General features: G+C 37.5%; 16 protein-coding genes. 12 read left to right on the forward strand and 4 right to left on the reverse strand.

What is annotated here, in order from left to right; genetic code table 11:
- Window positions 1–92: 92 nt before the first annotated feature.
- Entirely contained in the window at window positions 93–1,172 is a 1,080-nt protein-coding gene (locus tag PVV60_RS00990) for an SGNH family hydrolase (protein WP_273722514.1), read from the reverse strand.
- Window positions 1,173–1,186: 14 nt separating this feature from the next.
- A complete protein-coding gene (locus PVV60_RS00995) occupies window positions 1,187–2,443 on the reverse strand; it encodes a lytic murein transglycosylase (RefSeq protein WP_273722515.1) in 1,257 nt (418 codons plus the stop codon).
- Window positions 2,444–2,709: 266 nt separating this feature from the next.
- Between PVV60_RS00995 and PVV60_RS01000 the strand changes: the two genes are divergently transcribed.
- Together PVV60_RS01000 and PVV60_RS01005 are read left to right on the forward strand one after the other, a co-directional pair.
- Window positions 2,710–3,600 carry a UTP--glucose-1-phosphate uridylyltransferase gene (locus PVV60_RS01000; protein ID WP_273722516.1) on the forward strand — a complete coding sequence of 297 codons (891 nt, stop codon included), beginning with the start codon at window positions 2,710–2,712 and terminating at the stop codon, window positions 3,598–3,600.
- Between the two features lie 39 nt (window positions 3,601–3,639).
- Window positions 3,640–4,632 carry an SIS domain-containing protein gene (locus PVV60_RS01005; protein WP_273722517.1) on the forward strand — a complete coding sequence of 331 codons (993 nt, stop codon included), beginning with the start codon at window positions 3,640–3,642 and terminating at the stop codon, window positions 4,630–4,632.
- Window positions 4,633–4,913: 281 nt separating this feature from the next.
- Here the strand turns inward: PVV60_RS01005 and PVV60_RS01010 are convergent, their stop codons facing one another.
- Window positions 4,914–5,273: a hypothetical protein gene (locus PVV60_RS01010; protein WP_273722518.1), complete on the reverse strand. Its 360-nt coding sequence runs from the start codon at window positions 5,271–5,273 to the stop codon at window positions 4,914–4,916.
- Between the two features lie 253 nt (window positions 5,274–5,526).
- Here PVV60_RS01010 and PVV60_RS01015 point away from each other — a divergent pair, with 253 nt between their 5' ends.
- From PVV60_RS01015 to guaB, 3 genes are all read left to right on the forward strand, one after another.
- A complete protein-coding gene (locus tag PVV60_RS01015) occupies window positions 5,527–6,912 on the forward strand; it encodes a sigma-54 dependent transcriptional regulator (RefSeq protein WP_273722519.1) in 1,386 nt (461 codons plus the stop codon).
- A gap of 400 nt (window positions 6,913–7,312) precedes the next feature.
- Window positions 7,313–8,884, forward strand: coding sequence for a phospholipase D family protein (locus PVV60_RS01020; RefSeq protein ID WP_273722520.1), 1,572 nt, complete (start codon window positions 7,313–7,315; stop codon window positions 8,882–8,884).
- Between the two features lie 150 nt (window positions 8,885–9,034).
- On the forward strand, window positions 9,035–10,534 hold the full coding sequence (gene guaB / locus PVV60_RS01025; RefSeq protein ID WP_273722521.1) for an IMP dehydrogenase: 1,500 nt from the start codon (window positions 9,035–9,037) through the stop codon (window positions 10,532–10,534).
- Window positions 10,535–10,713: 179 nt separating this feature from the next.
- Here the strand turns inward: guaB and PVV60_RS01030 are convergent, their stop codons facing one another.
- Window positions 10,714–10,860, reverse strand: coding sequence for a hypothetical protein (locus PVV60_RS01030; RefSeq protein WP_273722522.1), 147 nt, complete (start codon window positions 10,858–10,860; stop codon window positions 10,714–10,716).
- Between the two features lie 524 nt (window positions 10,861–11,384).
- Here PVV60_RS01030 and PVV60_RS01035 point away from each other — a divergent pair.
- From PVV60_RS01035 to PVV60_RS01065, 7 genes are all read left to right on the forward strand, one after another.
- Window positions 11,385–12,671 carry an RsmB/NOP family class I SAM-dependent RNA methyltransferase gene (locus tag PVV60_RS01035; RefSeq protein WP_273722523.1) on the forward strand — a complete coding sequence of 429 codons (1,287 nt, stop codon included), beginning with the start codon at window positions 11,385–11,387 and terminating at the stop codon, window positions 12,669–12,671.
- Between the two features lie 132 nt (window positions 12,672–12,803).
- Window positions 12,804–14,360 carry a glutamine-hydrolyzing GMP synthase gene (guaA, locus tag PVV60_RS01040; protein ID WP_273722615.1) on the forward strand — a complete coding sequence of 519 codons (1,557 nt, stop codon included), beginning with the start codon at window positions 12,804–12,806 and terminating at the stop codon, window positions 14,358–14,360.
- Between the two features lie 171 nt (window positions 14,361–14,531).
- Window positions 14,532–15,254 (forward strand): glycerophosphodiester phosphodiesterase family protein, encoded by a 723-nt coding sequence (locus PVV60_RS01045; RefSeq protein ID WP_273722524.1) that lies wholly within the window; start codon window positions 14,532–14,534, stop codon window positions 15,252–15,254.
- A 964-nt stretch (window positions 15,255–16,218) separates the two neighbouring features.
- On the forward strand, window positions 16,219–17,553 hold the full coding sequence (gene ugpB, locus PVV60_RS01050; protein ID WP_273722525.1) for a sn-glycerol-3-phosphate ABC transporter substrate-binding protein UgpB: 1,335 nt from the start codon (window positions 16,219–16,221) through the stop codon (window positions 17,551–17,553).
- A 96-nt stretch (window positions 17,554–17,649) separates the two neighbouring features.
- Window positions 17,650–18,534 carry a sn-glycerol-3-phosphate ABC transporter permease UgpA gene (gene ugpA, locus PVV60_RS01055; protein ID WP_273722526.1) on the forward strand — a complete coding sequence of 295 codons (885 nt, stop codon included), beginning with the start codon at window positions 17,650–17,652 and terminating at the stop codon, window positions 18,532–18,534.
- A 10-nt stretch (window positions 18,535–18,544) separates the two neighbouring features.
- Window positions 18,545–19,396 (forward strand): sn-glycerol-3-phosphate ABC transporter permease UgpE, encoded by an 852-nt coding sequence (gene ugpE / locus PVV60_RS01060; RefSeq protein WP_273722527.1) that lies wholly within the window; start codon window positions 18,545–18,547, stop codon window positions 19,394–19,396.
- 2 nt (window positions 19,397–19,398) lie between these two features.
- Entirely contained in the window at window positions 19,399–20,445 is a 1,047-nt protein-coding gene (locus PVV60_RS01065) for a sn-glycerol-3-phosphate import ATP-binding protein UgpC (protein WP_273722528.1), read from the forward strand.

The following is a 20,445-nucleotide window of genomic DNA, read 5'->3' on the forward strand; positions in this document are numbered from 1 at the left end:
GATTTATGTAAAAGCTCTTTTCATTAGCTCTGTAAACAGAGTTTTTTTATCTTGTTCGCTTTTTGTTTACAGAGGAAATTAAATTTTGTATTTTAATATGGGAAAGAAAAATTATCAGCTCGATCTTTTTGATAGCCATTTGGTGGAAACCATGATTTTTTTATAAAACTTGTCGTTCTTTTGCCTAAAAGGTGAGTGTTTTGTTGTGCTATATCATCGAGGCTCATCGGAGGCTGGCGCATACTATTGCTCCGCTTTTGATTCTCTGACTCTTGTGTAAGTTTTTGAATAGCTTGATCGGTTGAGTAAGGATTTTCATGGGAAAAAGCATAAAAATTTAAAATATTTTTCAATGGTTTTTCTAAATAAGAGGCAAGTTTTTTCTTTCCTTCAGAGGTGAAATGCATGCCATTATTGGTGCGTAATTTGGTTATTTTTCCATTAATATCATAGCCTGAAAAAGAAAAATTTCCTGCCTCATCACTAAAGCCGCTCCAGATATCGAGAAAATATCCTCCTGCTGTTTCTGTTTCTTGTTTGTAGAGCGCATTAAAAATTTTCATTTTTTGTGTCAAAAGGTCATTTCCAAAAGAAGGCTGACCTATCCATATCCATGATTTTCCAGAGGCATGAAGACTTTCAGCAATTTCGATAATTCTTTGTTTGTAGATGTGCAGCCATTCTGATTGATCTGTGTTAATTGCGCTATAAGATTCTGTGATTGGTTGATTATCATTTGCACCGATCATCATGATAATAACATCGGGGTTATTTTGATCAAGGAGTGTAGAAATATTGCTTTGCCAAGAATAATAATCCGTTCGAACTAAGCCGGAAGCTGGTATTGTGTTGTTCATGATAACGATATCGCTATTATTTATAAAAAACTTCTTAAGTGCATCGGCAACAGCAGAAGCTGTAAAATCCCCTATGACAAGAATGCGCTTTGCATTCTCATTTTTTAGTTTTTGTATGTTTTTTTGTGTTACGATCTTTTTTTGCGGCTTATCTATTTTTTGTTCTATAATTTGCGGTAGTTGTTGTGTCTGTTTGTTATGTTGTGATAGCCATTTGAAGAAGTTTGTTGCTTTACTTGGGGATGGCTGTAAGATCCCCACAATAGAAAGTGAAAATAGCAATAATGTCAAGTATATCAGGCGAAAAGAAGACAAAACCTTCGTCTCCTTTATTGTTTGCGAAGGAGAAAAAGCACTTGAGATGATGGGTATCCATTTGCTTTTAGACCGTGACGCAATTGAAAAGCTTTAATTGCTTGGCGAGAAGATGTTCCGATTTTTCCGTCAACATTCCCTTTATAATAGCCCAGTGCACTTAAGCGAGATTGCAGTTCTTTACATTCTTGGAAAGTGAGAGGTTGAAAAGGTCTTTGCCAATCATGCACCAATCCAGGATGTCCAGCGATGCGATCAGCAAGAAGGGCAACAGCAAATGCATAACGATCTGCATTATTATAATGTTTCAGAACAAAGAAATTTTTTGTGACTAAAAATACGGGTCCTTTTGATCCGTCTGGATATTTTAATATTGCTTGTTCAGCTAATGTAGGAAGAGGATGCCCATTTGCGTGTTTTACACCTAATTTTTTCCATTGTTCAAAGGAATACCACCCTTCAGGAAGGTTTTTCCCCTGCGGCACTTTTACCTCTACTCCCCAAATAAGATTAGGTTGCCAGCCATTTTTGTGGAGAAGGTTAGCAGCAGTAGCCAGAGCATCTGGAACAGAGTTCCAGATATCACGCCGTCCATCTTGGTCCATGTCAACTGCATAGGCAAGATAACTGCTTGGGATAAATTGTGTATGCCCCAATGCACCGGCCCAAGATCCAGTGAGTTGAGAGCGTTTAATTTCGCCACTTTGTAGAATTTTCATAGCAGCAATCAGCTGTGTATATGCATATTTTGTACGTTTTTTATCAGCATAGGCTAAAGTTGCAAGAGAGCGAATGGTGTCACGCATTACACTTTTATTAGCTAAAACTTTCCCATAGTTGCTTTCCATTGACCAAATAGCAAGCAGAATATTGCGGTCAACACCAAAACGCTTTTCAATTTGAAGAAGCCATTTGTTCCATTTTTGAGTTTGGCGCCGTCCTTCCTCAATTGCAATATCATGGACACGATTATCGAAATAGTTCCATGAAGGAGCAACAAATTCCGGTTGGTATGCGGCGCTTTTTAGAACTTCTGGATCAATGGCATTAACACCTTTAAACGCCATATGAAACGTAGAAGGGGTAATATTGTGAGCAATAGCTATTTTTTTAAATTCTTTAATCCAGTGTTTAAATCCGCTATCAGCATATGAAAGGGATACAAAAAACATTAAAAAAGCAGAAAAAATAACGGCAGAGCCAGGGAGAAGAGTTCTCCAATTTATGGACTTCTCTAAAAAAGAGAAAGTCTTCAATTCTGGTTTTTGCATTTTGAAATCCCCATTAATATTCAATTTATTAGATGTGCAATAACTTTATTTTGTATTTAGTTTAATCGATAATATGATCAAGAAGGGGAGAAAACTGAAATAAATAATTCGTTTTAATCCTTTCAATAAATTCTCATACTCTTTTTACATTTTTTATTGCCCATTATAATGATAATCAAAACAATAAGATATCTTTTTTACCATTTCGTAAAAACATATGATAAATAAAACAAAAAAGTTATATGAATTCATTGAGGAGGGTGAGTGTGCGTAAAATCCGGAAAGCAGTATTCCCAGTAGCAGGTCTTGGTACGCGGTTTCTTCCTGCGACCAAAACGATTCCTAAAGAAATGCTAACAGTTGTTGATAAACCTGTTATTCAATATGTTGTGGATGAGGCGAGGGAAGCTGGTATTGAGCATTTTATTTTTGTGACTGGACGTAACAAAGCAGTTATTGAGGATTATTTTGATGCGCAAGTTGAATTATACACGACACTTGCTGAATGTGGAAAGAAAGAAGATCTTGCACATTTATACCGTTTACAGCCATTACCAGGATCAACTTCTTTCACTCGGCAACAGCAACCTTTGGGATTAGGGCATGCTCTTTGGTGTGCGCGTGAATTAGTTGCAGGTGAACCTTTTGCTTTGTTATTACCCGATATGCTGATTCAAGCCAAAAAGGGATGTCTTTCTGAGATGATTAGTCTTTATGAAAAGGTGGGTGGAGGAAATATTGTAGCAGTTCAAGAATGCGATCCTAGAGAAACCCATAAATATGGTATTGTAGGGAAAGGCAAACAGATTGCAAATGGTTTTGAAATCACAAAAATGGTAGAAAAACCAGCGCTTGGAACGGCACCATCAAATTTGTACATCAATGGGCGTTATATTTTGCAGCCAGAAATTTTTAATATTCTTTCCACTCAAGAACGAGGAGCAGGAAATGAAATTCAACTAACGGATGCGATGATAAGGCTTTCAAACGAACAGGATTTTTGGGGTTTGCAAGTAGAAGGGCGCACTTTTGATTGCGGTTCTAAAGCTGGTTTCATTGAAGCCAACGTTGCGTTTTCTTTGGCGTGCGCTGATATGCACAGCCACGTTTCTGCTTCATTGAAAAATTTACTGGAAACCATTACTGTTGAAAAATGATATAGGTCTCTCGTTTAATTTTATTGATCGAATTTTATTATGATAACACCGTCTCCTCATATGGCTTTGCAAGGTGCTGTTGCATCAGCGCTTAAAACACTGGCCAGTGAAAAGCAGGGGCTTGAAGCCCTTGAAAAAGCTCTTCTGGGAAGTCTTTCTTCTTCTTTTGAAGCAGCTGTTCAAACTATTCGAAATGCTCGTGGACATGTGGTCATTACGGGTCTTGGAAAAAGTGGTCATATAGGGACAAAAATTGCAGCAACCTTAGCCTCAACTGGAACACCTGCCTTTTTTGTTCACGCTGCAGAAGCCAATCATGGTGATCTTGGTATGATTGGATCTGGTGATGTTATTCTTGCTTTATCATGGTCTGGTGAAACTCAAGAGTTAAGTGGTATTATGAGTTATGCGGCGCGTTTTCGTATCCCCCTTATTGCGATGACATCAAGTAAGCACTCTGTATTAGGACGACAAGCTGATATTGTGCTATTATTACCAAAGATAGAAGAGGCTTGCCCCCATGGTTTAGCCCCTACAACTTCAACAATTATGCAATTGGCAATGGGAGATGCATTAGCGGTTTCTCTTTTAGAAATGCGTGGTTTTACCGCAACGGATTTCAAAATATATCATCCTGGTGGTTCTCTTGGTGCAAGACTTAAATACGTATGTGATATTATGCATGAAGGTGATAATATTCCTTTGGTTATGCAGGGAACAGCTATGACTGAAGCGATGAATGTTTTGGTGGAAAAGCATTTTGGTTGTGTTGGTGTTGTGAACCAAGAAGGCGAACTAATCGGAATTGTAACCGATGGCGATCTTGCACGTAACATGCATTTTAATTTATCAAAATTTAATGTTGACGAGGTGATGACCAAAGCTCCTAAAGTTGTAAAACCAAATACACTCGTTGGTGCAGCAACAGCTTTTATTAATGATCATCATATTGGTGCATTTTTCGTGGTTGAAGATAAAAAACCGATAGGAATTGTTCATTTTCATGATCTTTTGCGCATTGGTGCTGCTTAGATTAAAGTTCTCTATCAAATAAAATGTTATTTTAGGTTTAAATAGATTGAATGGTACAAAGTAACAATTTTATTGTGAGGGGGCTTTACTGATGTTTGGTGGAAGAAAACGATTATTTTACGCATTTCATAATGTTTAGAAAATTCTCAGAATAAAGATTATACCAGCCTCTTTGCGTATTTTAGAGAGGATTTTCTATCAGGAGGAGAAAGGATCGCCTCCTGCTTAATGTATGCGCTCCCTCTGCTCTGTTCTTAAGAGAGGCTTCCCTTGTACTTTGTTTAAGATTTCCGCTTAAGGAAAAACTGTGCTCCTGTATGTGAGGTGCAGAGAAGTTGTGTGGCGTCATATGACATTGTACAATTGACTCTAGAAATTGTTCCACGGAGAATAGAACGTATTTCAATTTCTATATTTTGGGCATTGAGATAATTATATGCCCCTTCTGATAGTTTTTCTTCTGTATCTGCTGCACGTGTTTCAAAAACACCATTGTGGAAAGAAGAAATAATACCATTCTCATCAACCCATTTTCCATCAATTCCAGTTGGCATATTCGAGTTATAATATTGCGAAAAGTTACAGGCGCTTAATAGCAAGGCGGTGATTGTAAGACATAAAATATGATAGGTATGTTTCATTTATTGCACTCTATTTAGATTATTTTGCTCTCTAGTTTCTATAACATTATTAAATTATCCCATGAGTCAATATGAAAAATTTGATGAAAATCAATGAAAAAGCAAAAAAATGGAAAAAAATGCCTTAATGTTGTATTTAATTGATAGCTTGATGAAGTTTGTAAGTGAAACACAAGAGGTGAAATATTTCTTATGGTTTACAACAATTTTTATATTAAGCCGCTGAGTGGTCTCAAAGGAGATTATTAACATTATGGTTGGTCCCATTCTTGTTGCGAGTGAAGATTATGGAAGACGTATAGAACTTTCTGCTATGCTGCGAGGTTTTGGTTATCGTGTCATTGAAGCAGAAAATGGTCTCCGTACGATTGATCTTTTACACAGGCGTAAAAACATTGTGCTTGCGCTCCTTGATGTCGTTATGAGTGATTTGAGTGTGAGTGATTTGATAAAAATGATTAGAGTTGCTGGTGTTTCTGTTCCTATTGTCGTTATAGCACAACAAGAGAATCAGCCTTTACTCCAGAAAGCTTTAACAGCTGGAGCTATTGATTATTGGATCCATCCAGTAACATTATTACGCGTAAGGGTTACTTTGGATATTCTTGCTCTTATTTCTGCCTTGGAGCATGAGGTTCGAGATATTCGGCGGAAAAAAGAGAATCATTTACGGTTTTCTGATCTTTGCATAAAAAGTAGAGCTATGCAGATAGTGTTAGAACAATCGAGACAAGCGGCAACTTCTTTACAGAATCTTTTGATAGAGGGGGAAGTTGGAACAGGACGTGAGACATTAGCTCGGATGATTCATCATGAGGGATTATTTTCGGAGGGTGTTTTTATTCGCTTTCAATGTTCAGCCATCGTTGATCCAGAAGAAGAAAATCAGCAGTGGTTTAAAGAATTCCTACCATTGGTTTCTTCTCTTGAAAAAGGGACACTTTGCCTTTGTGATATTGATCGACTTGAGCCTATACAGCAAAAACGACTTGCTCATTATCTTAAAGAAAGAGAAAGGGATACAAAAGGAGAATTTTTTCCTTTTCGGATCATTGCTATTTCAACATCGCGTTTAAAGGACTTGGTTAAAGAGAACTTTTTTTTGCATAGTTTGTTTGAACAATTTTCTAACTTGTCTATCAGTGTTCCTGCTTTACGAGAATTAAGGGATGATTTTCCAGAGATCACACAACGTTTGATTGATCGCATTATCACAGAAACAGGGCGATCACATGTCCATGGTTTAGCAGGGTCTGCTCTTTCCTTACTTATGCAGTATGATTGGCCTGGCAATAGAAATGAGCTTGAAAATTTTTTATTTCGTGCGATTTTACTCAGTGAAGGACCGTTATTAACTGTTCGAGATTTTCCGCAATTAATGGGAAATGCATTAATGAGTGTTCCAAATATCATTGAGGGTAATATGCAAGAAAATAATGAACAAGAATCGATACAATTTTTGAATACTGATGGGCATGTGCGTACTTTTGCAGAGATGGAACATGATATTATCGAGAAAGCGGTTAAACATTATAAAGGACATATGAGTGAGATTGCGCGCCGCCTTCATATTGGTCGCTCTACACTTTATAGAAAAATGGAAGAATTGCGAGCAATAAGAAATCAAGAACGAAAGTAAAATTCATAACAAATCTCTCTTCATGGCAAGCATGAGATTCAAAAAAATAGAGTGGATTTTGCTAAAGTTCGTGGGAGGCTTAGAAAACAATCATTTATTATAAAATTTATCTATAGAGGATTATTTTGTAGATTTAAATCAAATATAAATTTTATGTGAATATTTTAATCGTTTGTTTCAATTTATACAATTTTAGTTAATTTTACATTTATTAAAGCAGAGAGGCATTTTTAAAAACTTTTAAATACTACCGCTAAAATTTTTGTATCATCGATATTAAATTTATACTCTCTTAAGCAAGAAGTGGCATTTTATCTTCTACACGATTAAGATAAAGTGATGAATGTTATCGTTTGCATTGCTGATGATGCGATAGTTTAAAATAGAAAGTTTGCCCTCTTTGACTCTTTTACAGATTGTTGTTGGTTTTGTCCTCTTTTTTTTTATTGCATCTATGTTGGCAATCTACACCTATGGGCGTTTTATGAAAAATGCTAGGGGGCAATGTTCTTATGCGTTACCTATTCAGAAAGATGAAACTAAGCTTGATCGTATCGTCAGTCAATTAGCTGAGGAAGAAAATGGGTTGGGGATGGATAAAGATGCCCTTTCCCTCATTATCAGCAATTTGGATGCGTTTTGTGTTCGTGCAATAGGAGCTGCAGAGGCTGGGCGTAGCCTTGATCTGATGTACTATATTTGGGACGATGATTTAACGGGGCGCCTATTATTAAGTGAAATAGTTGAGGCAGCTGATCGGGGTGTTCGGGTACGGCTTCTTTTGGATGATATTAATGCTCAGGCACGTGATCCAGCTTATATTGCGCTAGATAAACATCCGCATATTGAAGTGAGAATGTTTAATCCAGGGCGATCGCGTAAAGGTGGTTTACGCCGTGGTTTAGAAATTATATTACGGGCAATTACTGTAACACGTAGAATGCATAATAAAGCTTTTATTGTTGATGGCAGGGTCGCTTTTGTAGGAGGACGTAATCTTGCAGATTCTTATTTTGATGCTGGTAAAGAATCTCATTTTCGAGATTTAGATTTGATGTTAATTGGTCCCTCAGTTAAAAAGGTGGAAAGTATTTTTGATGATTTTTGGAATAGTGCTGTTGTTTTGCCAATTCATACTTTGGTTGTTCCTAAAAGCGCAAGTGATCTTAGCTATTGGAAGGATAAATTACGAAAATTTCGTGATTCCAAGGTTGCAAAAGTTTATTTAGATTATGTCAAAGAGCACATTAACTTCAATTGTTTTATCCAAACAGGAAAGCGGTTATTTTTAGCAGACAAAGTTGTTGTTCTTTCTGACCCTCCAGAAAAAGCATTGCGTAAAAAAGCAAGCAATTGGCTTATGAAGGCACTTTCAAAGGTTATTGGAAATGCCCAAAAAACGGTTCAGATTACGTCACCTTATTTTGTTCCTGGTAAGGTTGGCACGCAGAATTTTAGTAATTTGGTTTCAAAGGGTGTTGATGTCAAAATTCTGACAAATTCTTTAGCGGCTACTGATGTAGCATTGGTGCATGGTGGTTATGTACCTTATCGTAAGGCATTGTTGAAAAGTGGTGTTAATCTTTATGAATTAAAAGCGGAGGGTGACACCCATGGGTTACGATTGTTTCGATCGAGTAAGGCAAGTTTACATGCCAAAGCTTTTTTAATTGATCGTAAAACAGCTTTTATTGGATCCTTAAATTTTGATCCCAGGTCAGCATCATTAAATACAGAAATGGGCATTCTTTTTGAATGTGCTCCTATTACAGCAAGGCTAGATTTGTTGTTTTCTGAAGAAACCACAGGGGAAATGAGCTATCATCTGCGTCTTGGTGATAATAATCGTATTTATTGGGATTTTATTGAAAATGAAAAAAAATATAGCATTGACTATGAGCCAGAAAGCAAATTTTGGCGTCGCGCATTTGCAAAAATAATAAGTTGGTTACCTATTGAATCACAATTGTAAATTTTTATAAACCACACTTAAAAAAAATATTTATTTTTCTTTTCATTTTGTTTGTAGCATGGCATAATTTTTTGCCAATCTACCATGTATGAGAACCGCAGTTGTACTTTAAAGCTCCTTGCGGTGTTTTATTATAAAAGGAATTTTTCTATGGCAAAGATTGTTGAAACGGGTACAGGTGCATTGGCACTGACTTTTGATGATGTACTTTTACAACCCGGTCATTCTCTTGTTATGCCTAGTCAAGTGGATCTCAGTACGCGCATTGCAGCGGATATTAAGCTTAATTTGCCATTGCTTTCTGCGGCAATGGATACGGTAACAGAATCGCGTTTGGCAATTGCGATGGCTCAAGCTGGTGGTCTTGGGGTTATTCATCGTAATATGTCTCCTGCAGAGCAGGCAGAAGAAGTCCGACAAGTAAAAAAGTTTGAATCTGGTATGGTTGTTAACCCAGTCACCATTGGACCAGATGCAACACTTGAAAAAGCAAAATCTTTGATGCGCTCTCATGGCATTTCAGGTATTCCGGTTGTTGAAAATAGTATTGAAGGTGAGACAGCGGGACGACTTGTTGGCATTTTAACCAATAGAGATGTCCGTTTTGCATCGGATCCAAAACAAAAAATTTATGAATTAATGACGCATGAAAATTTGATCACAGTGCGTGAAAATGTCCAACTTAATGAAGCAAAATATCTTTTACATCATCATCGTATTGAAAAATTATTAGTTGTGGATGAACAAAATCGTTGTGTTGGACTGATAACAGTTAAGGATATTGAAAAAGCAAAATTAAATCCAAACGCTGCTAAAGATTCTCAAGGGCGCTTACGTGTTGCGGCGGCCAGTAGTGTTGGGAACGATGGGTTTGAGCGGGCTGAACGATTAATTGATGCAGGTGTTGATGTGTTGGTCATTGATACAGCGCATGGACATTCTCAACGTGTGCTAGAAACTGTTGAAAGAATTAAAAAGATAGCTTCCTCTCCAGCTGTTATTGCTGGGAACGTAGCAACCGCTCAAGCAACACAGGCATTGATTGACAGTGGTGCAGATGCGGTAAAAGTTGGTATTGGTCCGGGCTCTATTTGCACAACGCGTATTGTTGCTGGTGTCGGTGTTCCTCAACTTGCAGCCATTATGAATGCTGCAGAAGTTGCTGAAAAAGCGGGCATTCCCATCATTGCAGATGGTGGAATCAAAGCGTCGGGTGATTTTGCTAAAGCTTTAGCTGGTGGGGCTTGTGCAGCGATGATTGGATCTCTTTTAGCGGGTACAGAAGAAAGTCCCGGTGAAGTTTATCTTTATCAAGGACGATCTTTTAAAGCCTATCGCGGTATGGGATCTGTTGGTGCTATGGCACGAGGATCGGCAGATCGCTACTTTCAAGATAATGTTCGTGATGAACTGAAGCTGGTTCCTGAAGGTGTGGAGGGGCAGGTGGCTTATAAAGGTCCTATAGCATCAGTTCTACACCAGCTTGCTGGTGGACTTCGTGCTTCAATGGGGTATGTTGGAGCAAAAGATCTCGGAGAGTTTCGTGAAAAAGCAACGTTTGTACGTATTACGAATGCGGGACTCCATGAAAGTCATACGCATGATGTTTCTATCACACGGGAGAGTCCAAACTATCGCGGGCCAGTTTGAAGATACAAGAGCCTAATGTCATATTGCATAAATATAAAATCTTCCGCGAACAAGAATGAGAGACTGCGCTTTTTTCTGTTTGTGATTTGGTGTAATAATCCCAAAAAGGAAAGAATTAGAGGTCAAAACTCTAATTCTTTCTGTTAAGACTATATGAAATAAGTTATATAAAATTAGAATTAACTTTTTGTTGTCTTCCGTCCTGTCTTTGACGCACGTTGGCGAGTGTTTGTCTGATCACTTTGGACGGATTTCTTTCCGTTGTTTGAGGGCATTGTGTTATGACGGCTTTTAGATGAAGTTGTTTTTCCATTATTATAAGTCATTATTTTCTCCTTTTAAATTGTCTGGCAGTTGCCATTAGAGTAAAAACGGTCATGCCAAATAGTGGTTCCAAGCATTTTCTAAAAAGTTAATTTTTTGGTGAGCGTAAGATGAACTTGTTTAACTTTATGAGAAGATTTTTTCTATTTTTTCAGAAGGATCGCCATCAAAAGATGGGAGATATTTGATTTTTTCTGTTATTCAGATAATCTTTGTAAATTTTATTTTACGCAAAAATCAAAGAGTTTAGTTTTTTCGTAAGGCATGGCGGAGATAAGTTCTTTATGGATGGCTGCGTGTCTTTTAGTATGAGAGGTAGAAGGATAAAAAGCGAATAGCGAATGGGCAGAAGATGAAAGGAAAAATCTAGATACTCTAAATTGGATCTTATAAAAAAGTATGATCAGATCATTTTAATGTTGAATGTAAATTTTTTTATGGCTTTAAGAAGGCTTCATTGGCAAGAAGACGATAATATTATTTTTTTAGACGATTTAAAATTTTATTATTTCAATGGGAGAAATGAATGCGATTAGGTGGGCGTTTGCAAGCAGCAATAGATGTTCTCAAAGAGATAGAAATAAGGCATCGCCCAGTAGGAGAAGCTTTAAAGGATTGGGGGCTTTCTCATCGCTTTGCTGGAGCAGGTGATCGCGCAGCCATTGGTACAATCGTTTATGATGTTTTAAGACGACGTTATTCTTTACAATGGCGTATAGAAAGTGATGATATCCGAGATATTGTTTTCGCTACCTTATTAGATGCTGGACAAATGACGCTGGAGCAAATTGACGGTGAGTTGGCCGAAGATCGGTTTGCGCCGCAGTTATTAGGGGCTAAACAGCGTAAATCGTGGCAAGGTCAGCAATTAGTGGATGCTCCAGATTATATTCGTGGTGATATTCCGCAATGGTGTCAAGCGCATCTGCGTCCTTTATTTGGCGATAATTGGATCATTGAAGCGGCTGCGCTAGCAACGCGTCCTTCTTTAGATTTGCGGGTAAATAGCTTAAAAGCAACACCAGAGAAGGTGCTGAAAGAATTAGCAAAAATTAGACTTAAATCTTTTCCATGGTTTGGGAAAGCTTTAAGAATTGCACCAATTGAAAAGTTTAATCGTCACCCTAATGTTCAAGTGGAACCAGCTTTTCAAAAAGGACACTTTGAAATACAGGATTTAGGATCTCAAATTGTTGCTCACCTTGTGGAAGCGCGAGAAAGCATGCAGGTATTAGATTATTGCGCAGGTGCTGGGGGTAAAACATTAGCTTTAGCTGCCGATATGAATAATCGTGGGCAAATTTATGCTTATGATTCAGACAAAGCTCGTTTGGCTCCTATTTTTGATCGTCTTCGACGCGCTGGTGTTCGTAATGTACAAATACGAGCACAAAAAGAAGAATTAAAATCATTAATGGGTCAGATGGATAGAGTTCTACTGGATGCACCCTGTAGTGGGACAGGAACATGGCGTCGTCGTCCAGATGCGAAATGGCGTTTAACATTAGAGCAGGTAAAACAACGCCAAACAGAACAGAGAGCTATTTTGAATGAAGCGATAGCTTATCTTAAGCCAAATGGGCGCCTAGTCTATATTACTTGTTCTCTTTTTGCAGATGAAAATGAGGAACAAATTGCCCATTTCCTTCAACAACATACTCATTTTTCTCCAATAGATATGCCAGCACTTTGGCAACAACATTTTAGTTTTTCTCCGGTGCAACCAGTTTTTTCAAATTATGGACTGACATTATCGCCCGCAACAACACAAACAGATGGTTTCTTTTTATCTGTGTTGCAAAAAAAACATTGATCCATATTTTTGCATTTTTTATCATAAATTTTACGAGAATAATTTTTTTCTTAAGAAAACAGGCTTGTGAAAAGAGAAAGATTGAATCATAACTCTCATGAGTTTTCTTTTACAATTATTGATTGGTTTTCTATGAGCATATCACATCCAGACACTGTTCTTATTATTGACTTTGGTTCACAAGTTACACAACTTATTGCACGACGGGTACGAGCAATGGGGGTATATTGTGAAATTGCTCCTTTTCAATTGGCTTTAGAAGTTGTGCGCCGCATAAATCCTAAAGCTATTATTTTATCAGGGAGTCCTTATTCCGTTATTGATGAGGGCTCTCCGCGTGCTCCAATGGAAATTTTTGAGGCGGGTATTCCGATTCTGGGTATTTGCTATGGTGAACAAGTCATGTGTGTTCAGCTTGGAGGAAAGGTTGAAGCTGGACATGAGCGTGAATTTGGGCGTGCTTTTTTGGAAGTGCAAGAAGAGAGTGCCCTTTTTGATGGAGTGTGGGAAAAAGGTTCTCGTTATCAAGTATGGATGAGCCATGGTGACCGTGTAGCATCTTTACCAGAAGGTTTTCGTGTCATAGGAACTTCAAAAGGAGCTCCTTATGCGGCTATTGCTGATGAAAAAAGACATTTTTATGCGGTACAGTTTCATCCTGAAGTTATCCATACACCAGATGGTACAAAACTTTTACAAAATTTTATTCATAAAATTTCTGCTATTAAAGGTAGTTGGTCAATGGCTTCTTATCGTGAGCAGGCAATTGCTACGATACGACAAAAAGTTGGGAAAAGTCGTGTAATTTGTGGTCTTTCAGGGGGAGTGGATTCATCTGTTGTAGCGGTACTCCTTCATGAAGCCATAGGAGATCAATTGACATGCATTTTGGTAGACCATGGGCTGATGCGCAAGAATGAAGCTGAAGAAGTTCTCACGCTCTTTCGTGATCATTATAATATAGAGCTTATTCACGTTAATGCTGCCGATATGTTTCTTAATGCTTTAGAAGGTGAGACAGATCCAGAAAAAAAGCGCAAAACGATAGGTCGTCTTTTTATTGAAGTTTTTGAAGAAGAAACTAAAAAAATAGGAGGTGCAGAGTTTTTAGCACAAGGAACACTTTATCCAGATGTTATTGAGAGTGTGTCTGCTATTGGTGAAACGGTAACCATTAAAAGCCATCATAATGTGGGTGGGCTACCAGAAAAGATGAATATGAAACTTGTAGAACCGTTGCGTGAGCTCTTTAAGGATGAGGTTCGCTTACTGGGGCGAGAGTTAGGATTACCAGAGCAGTTTATTGGTCGCCATCCTTTTCCAGGTCCCGGTCTTGCAATTCGTTGTCCAGGTACTGTGACCCGTGAAAAATTAGAAATTTTACGTGAAGCAGATGCTATCTATCTTGAGGAAATCCGTAAAGCCGGTCTTTATGACGAAATTTGGCAGGCTTTTGCTGTTCTTCTTCCTGTTCAAACTGTTGGCGTGATGGGCGATGGTCGCACTTATGAATTTGTTTGTGCTCTTCGCGCCGTCACATCTGTAGATGGAATGACTGCTGATTTTTATCCCTATGATATGGCGTTTTTAAGTAAGACGGCAGCACGTATTATTAACGAAGTTAGAGGGATTAATCGTGTTGTATATGATGTAACCTCAAAGCCTCCTAGTACTATTGAATGGGAATAATTAAAGATGAAGGGTAAGTCTTTTTAAGAATAAAATATGACTGAGTATTTGATATTCGAAAAGTGTAGAAAAAATCATTTAAAAATGATTGTGTATTTTCATATGATATAAGCCGGTATCTGGCAATCTGTGCGTCAATATCGTTTAAAATTGAGAAGTGTGGAATCTTGCATGTCTGAGAAAAAAATTGTTGCACACCGTGGTGGAGCGCATCTTTATCCTGAAAATACCCTTTCGGCATTTAATAATGCTATAGCGTTAGGTGTCGATGAAGTTGAATGTGACGTTCATTTGCTGAAAAGCGGTGAAGTGGTTGTCTTTCACGATTTCCGTCTAGACCAATTGGTTGGAAAAAAGGGGTATATTCACGACATTGATAATGAAACACGCAAACAGCTCTGCGTAAAAGGAAGCCAAGAAGCCCCCCCTTTATTAGAAGAGGTGCTTGATCTTTTAGCACCAACGAATGTTGCATTGCATCTTGAAATCAAGACATGTGGTGAAGTGGAGCGTGAAACAATATTATCCCAAAAAGCGCTTGCGCTAATAAAAAACCGAAATTTATCAGAACGGGTTTCTGCAATTAGTTTTGATCCTTTTATCCTTCGTCCTTTTATTGAAGCGGGAATACCATCTGGTCCATGTGTTGATAATTTTGAAGGTGATATGTACCGTCATTTTTCTGAATGGAAGCAATTAGGTTATTCTGATCTAAGTTTAGATGGCTCTATTGTTTCACGGAACTTTATTGAATCAGCTCTTGAGGCTGGTTTTACTGTAGGGGTATGGACAATTAATGGAAAAGCTCAGTTATCACATTGGCTTGATATGCCTGTACATTACATTACGACAGATCAACCTGATCTCGCATTGCAATTGCGTGCACAAAGGTAAAAAATACATCAATACAAAAGGAACTATATATCCTCATAAAGCTAGCGTAATGAAAGAAGAAAAATTATCTAATATATAACAATAATACGTTGATTTATAATGATAATTAATAGTTTATTTATGCAAACAAGAGACATTAATACGTAAGATTCTCTTATTTCAGATCTTTTTCCAATGAATTAATCAAAATCATTCGTTTGCACATTACAAGCAGGGTTGGTGTGTGGATAAAAGTTATTGAGAAAAGAATAAAAATATTCATTTAACGTATTTCAAATGCAAGACTTGTTGAAGCATTAGGGGCTCATATAATGGTGTCATTTTGCACTTTTATGAAGTATAAAAATGATGGCATACAAAAAGTTTTATATACTTTAGTGGAGAGGCTTTATGGCTTATTTTATAGGCGCTATCATGAAATGTAGATGTATTGAAAGATTTTTTAACAGCATGAAAATTGGTCATACAATGTCATTCTGTTTTGCGTGAGGGGCGTGATCTCACTACAGGGAAGGGGCCTATTAAGCGCTTCAAAATGATTTTCGTAGTTTTAAGAAAAATTCTATTTGCCTCTTCGTTAGCTTCAATAGCAACATCGTGTTAAAGTTATAAGCCGAAAATTATAAGACAAATAACAAAAGAATAAACAATTCTTTTTAAAAAAGTAAATGCAGATATTAAAATAGTCATTGAATGACATTTACGATCTATATCTGTTTACCAAGTGACTTTGCTTATTTAAGCCATTTCATTTTTTCAGATAGTTACAAACGCTTATCTCGTTAATACATAAGAAAGCTTATAAAAGAAAACGAATAAATTTAAACAAATTCATTTGACCTTTTGGTGGTTCCTGTTTAAATGAGAGAATATATTTCTGAAATAAAACTGTCATAGCATGTTCATGTGTAATACTATAAATTTAGGGGTATTTTGTATTCCATCACTTCAGAAAGGGTGAACCATGAGTCGTTTTTATCTTTCCATAGCGGCCACGGTTGCTATCATAATGTCCACAGCGGGAATAACAGCAAGTTTTGCGCAGACAAAAATCAGCTTTTGGCATTCTATGAGTGGTGAATTAGGAAAGCAAACTGAAAGTCTCATTAACGATTTTAATGCAAGTCAATCTGAGTATAAGGTTGTTCCTTCATTTCGTGGCGAATATGAAGAGGGGTTGATTTCACTCATTGCAGCATTTCGTGGAAAGAAACAGCCAGTGCTTGCTCAAATTTATGACGTTGGTACGGGAACTATGATGGCTGCAAAAGGTGCAATCTACCCATTTTATCAACTTATGGCTGATACAAAACAAGAATTTGATCCTACAGATTACTTCCCTGCTATTAGTGGTTATTACTCCGATGAACAGGGACGTATCGTCTCTATGCCATTCAATATTTCAACACCCATCCTTTATTATAACAAAGATATCTTTAAAAAAGCCGGGCTTGATCCAGAACAGCCTCCTAAAACGTGGCAAGATATAGAAGACTTTTCCAAAAAAATTCTTGAGACTAAAGCGGCAACTTGTGGTTTTACAATGGCTTATGCCGCTCAATGGATTGGTATAGAAAATTTTTCAGCATTGCATAATGTTCCTTTTGGAACGAAGGAAAATGGCTTTAAAGGACTTGATTCAGAACTTACATTTAATGGACCTTTACAAGTGCGTATGTGGACTGACCTGAAAAAGTGGTCTGATCAAGGTATTTTCCGTTATGGTGGTCCAGCAGGTGCATTAGATTCAACACCAATGTTTATGGCACAAAATTGTGCAATTTTTATGCAATCTTCAGGATCACATGCTGGAATTGTTTCTGAAGCTCAGTTTAATGTGGGGGTTGGTATGCTACCGTACTATAAGGATACAGAAGAAACACCCCAAAATTCAGTTATTGGGGGCGCTTCTATTTGGGCATTTAAGGGTCATACCCCAAAGGAATATGCAGGGGCAGCCGCTTTTCTTAAATTTCTTTCAAAAACAGAAAATCAAGCAAAATGGCATCAGGAAACAGGTTATCTTCCAACCACAAAAGCGACTTATGAATTGAGCAAAAAACAACATTTCTATGAAAAAACGCCAGGTGCGGATATAGCTATCAAACAGATTAATCTTAATCCACCAACAGTTAATTCGAAGGGGATAAGATTTGGTAATTTACCACAAATCCGTGCCATTCTTGATCAAGAGTTGGAAGCTGTTCTTAGTGGTTCAAAAACACCGAAAGATGGTTTAGATGAGACCGTTGAACGTGGAAATAAACTTTTGCGTGAATTTGAAAAGTCTAATCATTAATTTCGTTTTATTGTTAAACATTCAAAGACTCAACAAAAACAGTTGAGTCCTTTTTGTTTATCTTTTTAAAGTCTCTACATTTAAAGAGCCCTACGAATGCAAGAAAAACATGCATATTTTAAAAATAGTCTACTTTCTTACGGACTGCTTTTTCCTCAGCTTCTTGTGACTTTTTTGTTTTTCTTTTGGCCTGCTGCTCAGGCAATAAAATCATCTTTTGAGCGTGAAGACCCTTTTGGTTTTACAACAACCTTTATTGGTTTTGAAAATTATCTAACCGTTCTTTCTGATCCTACTTATCGGCAATCGCTTCTTACAACCGCAGTATTTTCCATCTCCGTTACTGTCGCTTCAATGACAATATCACTTCTCTTAGCTGTCTGTGTTGATCGTGTCATCCGTGCAAAAAAGGCTTATACAATGCTTTTGCTCTGGCCCTATGCTGTTGCTCCAGTGTTGGCAGGTATATTATGGCTGTTTATCTTTCATCCCACTATCGGAATTATTCCTTTTCTTCTCGAGAAAATAGGGGTGCTATGGAATTATCGTATTAATGGCACTCAAGCAATGATTCTTATTGTCATTGCGGCTAGTTGGAAACAAATTTCTTACAATTTTCTCTTTTTTCTTACAGGTCTTCAGTCTGTTCCGCGTTCTCAAATAGAAGCAGCCGCCATTGATGGTGCTGGTCCCTTTAAACGATTTTGGACTGTGGTCTTCCCGCAAATTTCACCAACGACGTTTTTCCTTCTTATTGTCAATGTCAATTATGTTATGTTTGATACTTTTGGTATTATTGATAATACAACTTCTGGAGGTCCTGCGCGTGCAACGAGCATCCTTGTCTATAAAGTATATGACGATGGCTTTAAAAATCAAATAATCGGTGCATCCGCAGCACAATCAACAATATTGATGTTGATGGTTATTGTCTTAACCTTTATCCAGTTTCGCTGGATTGAGCGCCGTGTACAATATTAGGAAGTAAATTATGGTTGAAAATCGCCCTGTTTTGAAATTTCTAACCCATATTACTCTCATTGTTGGCATTATCATTATTTGCTTTCCAGTTTATGTTGCTATCATTGCATCAACCCATAGTTCAGCAGCATTCAACTCAGGAACACTTCCTCTCTTACCTGGGAAATATGCTTTGGAAAATTATAAAACAATCTTTGGTGATGGCCTTGCACAACTCGGTCTGCCCAACCTCTGGCCACTCTTAATGAATTCACTCATTATGGCGCTTGGGATTAGTATAGGAAAAATTATTATTTCACTTTTGTCTGCTTATGCAATTGTTTACATGCGTTTTCCCTTCCGAAAAACTGCTTTTGTTCTTATTTTTGTTACATTGATGCTCCCTGTCGAAGTTCGTATTCTTCCAACCTATGAGGTTGTTGCGAAATTGGGGATGGTCGACACCTATGGTGGAATGATTATTCCACTTATTGCATCTGCAACCGCTACATTTTTATTTCGCCAGTTTTTTTTGACTATTCCAGATGAACTCTTAGAGGCGGCGCGTGTTGATGGTGCTGGTCCAGTTAAATTTTTTAAGGATATTCTTCTTCCTCTTAGTAAAAGCAATATCGCTGCTTTATTTATCATTATGTTCATTTATGGATGGATACAATATCTCTGGCCTCTTATCATCACAACGGATCAAAATCATCAAACAATCCTTATTATTTTAAAGCAGCTTGTTGTCGAATCTCTTCAACATGATCCTCAATGGAATATACTCATGGCAGTATCGGTTGTTGCTATGGTTCCTCCTGTTCTTGTTGTTATCTTCATGCAGCGGCTTTTTATCAAAGGCCTTATTGAAACGGAGAAGTAATTATGGCCATAATCCAGTTATCAAATATAAAAAAACGGTATGACAACGGCATTCTGGTCATTGATGATTTAAACTTAACTGTTGCTGATAAAGAACTTCTTGTTCTTGTCGGTCCTTCAGGATGCGGAAAATCAACCTTATTGCGTATTATAGCAGGACTTGAACAAGTTACCTCAGGTGAATTATGTATTGATAACGAACGTATCAATGATCGTGAACCAGCTGATCGTGATATTGCAATGGTTTTTCAAAATTATGCTCTTTATCCCCATATGACAGTTCGTGGAAACTTAGAATATGGTCTTAAAAATCGTAAAACCCCTAAAGAAGAAATTAAAAAACGCATCGCACATGCTGCAAAACTTTTGGAGATAGAATCATTTCTGGATCGTAAACCACGACAATTATCAGGAGGACAACGTCAGCGTGTTGCAATGGGGCGTGTGATTGTACGTCAACCCCGTGTTTTTCTCTTTGATGAACCACTTTCAAATCTTGATGCAAAATTACGGGCGCAAATGTGTATTGAAATAAAAACACTACAGCGTTCATTAGGAACAACGAGCCTCTATGTTACCCATGATCAACTAGAAGCTATGACATTAGCTGATAGAATAGTCGTTTTGAATAAAGGAGCTATCGAGCAAATTGGAACACCAATGGAAATTTACGACACTCCAGCAACAACATTTGTTGCTGATTTTATTGGTTCTCCTCCTATGAATTTTCTTGATCGCCATGTCTTAGAACAACATTTAGGGCATTCATTTTCTTACGGCGAAGAAACTGATCTTTTAGCATTCAGACCTGAAATAATCTTATTGGGCGAACATCCAGATAAAGGACCTGTCTTTCACACAAAAATTGAGCTTATCAAGCCTATTGGAACAGGTTGCCATGTTTTAACGCGTTGGAATAATATCATCTTTACGATTGAAATAAAAGAACGCTTGACACACGACTATGGGCAAAAACTAAGTTTCACTGTCGCTCATCAGAATTTTCATACTTTTAACAAAAACACTGGAAAGCGCACAAATAATAAGTAA

Origin of the sequence: Bartonella sp. AU18XJBT (assembly GCF_028618595.1) — a bacterium.
Taxonomy (GTDB): domain Bacteria; phylum Pseudomonadota; class Alphaproteobacteria; order Rhizobiales; family Rhizobiaceae; genus Bartonella.

Excerpts from the sequence above, each read along its gene's own strand:
- PVV60_RS01010 (WP_273722518.1), bottom strand. The coding sequence starts at position 5,273 with ATGAAACATACCTATCATATTTTATGTCTTACAATCACCGCCTTGCTA.
- PVV60_RS01030 (WP_273722522.1), bottom strand. The coding sequence starts at position 10,860 with ATGACTTATAATAATGGAAAAACAACTTCATCTAAAAGCCGTCATAAC.
- PVV60_RS01015 (WP_273722519.1), top strand. The coding sequence starts at position 5,527 with ATGGTTGGTCCCATTCTTGTTGCGAGTGAAGATTATGGAAGACGTATA.
- PVV60_RS00995 (WP_273722515.1), bottom strand. The coding sequence starts at position 2,443 with ATGCAAAAACCAGAATTGAAGACTTTCTCTTTTTTAGAGAAGTCCATA.
- ugpE (WP_273722527.1), top strand. The coding sequence starts at position 18,545 with ATGGTTGAAAATCGCCCTGTTTTGAAATTTCTAACCCATATTACTCTC.
- PVV60_RS01005 (WP_273722517.1), top strand. The coding sequence starts at position 3,640 with ATGATAACACCGTCTCCTCATATGGCTTTGCAAGGTGCTGTTGCATCA.
- PVV60_RS01045 (WP_273722524.1), top strand. The coding sequence starts at position 14,532 with ATGTCTGAGAAAAAAATTGTTGCACACCGTGGTGGAGCGCATCTTTAT.
- guaA (WP_273722615.1), top strand. The coding sequence starts at position 12,804 with ATGAGCATATCACATCCAGACACTGTTCTTATTATTGACTTTGGTTCA.
- guaB (WP_273722521.1), top strand. The coding sequence starts at position 9,035 with ATGGCAAAGATTGTTGAAACGGGTACAGGTGCATTGGCACTGACTTTT.
- ugpA (WP_273722526.1), top strand. The coding sequence starts at position 17,650 with ATGCAAGAAAAACATGCATATTTTAAAAATAGTCTACTTTCTTACGGA.
- ugpB (WP_273722525.1), top strand. The coding sequence starts at position 16,219 with ATGAGTCGTTTTTATCTTTCCATAGCGGCCACGGTTGCTATCATAATG.
- PVV60_RS01035 (WP_273722523.1), top strand. The coding sequence starts at position 11,385 with ATGCGATTAGGTGGGCGTTTGCAAGCAGCAATAGATGTTCTCAAAGAG.
- PVV60_RS01065 (WP_273722528.1), top strand. The coding sequence starts at position 19,399 with ATGGCCATAATCCAGTTATCAAATATAAAAAAACGGTATGACAACGGC.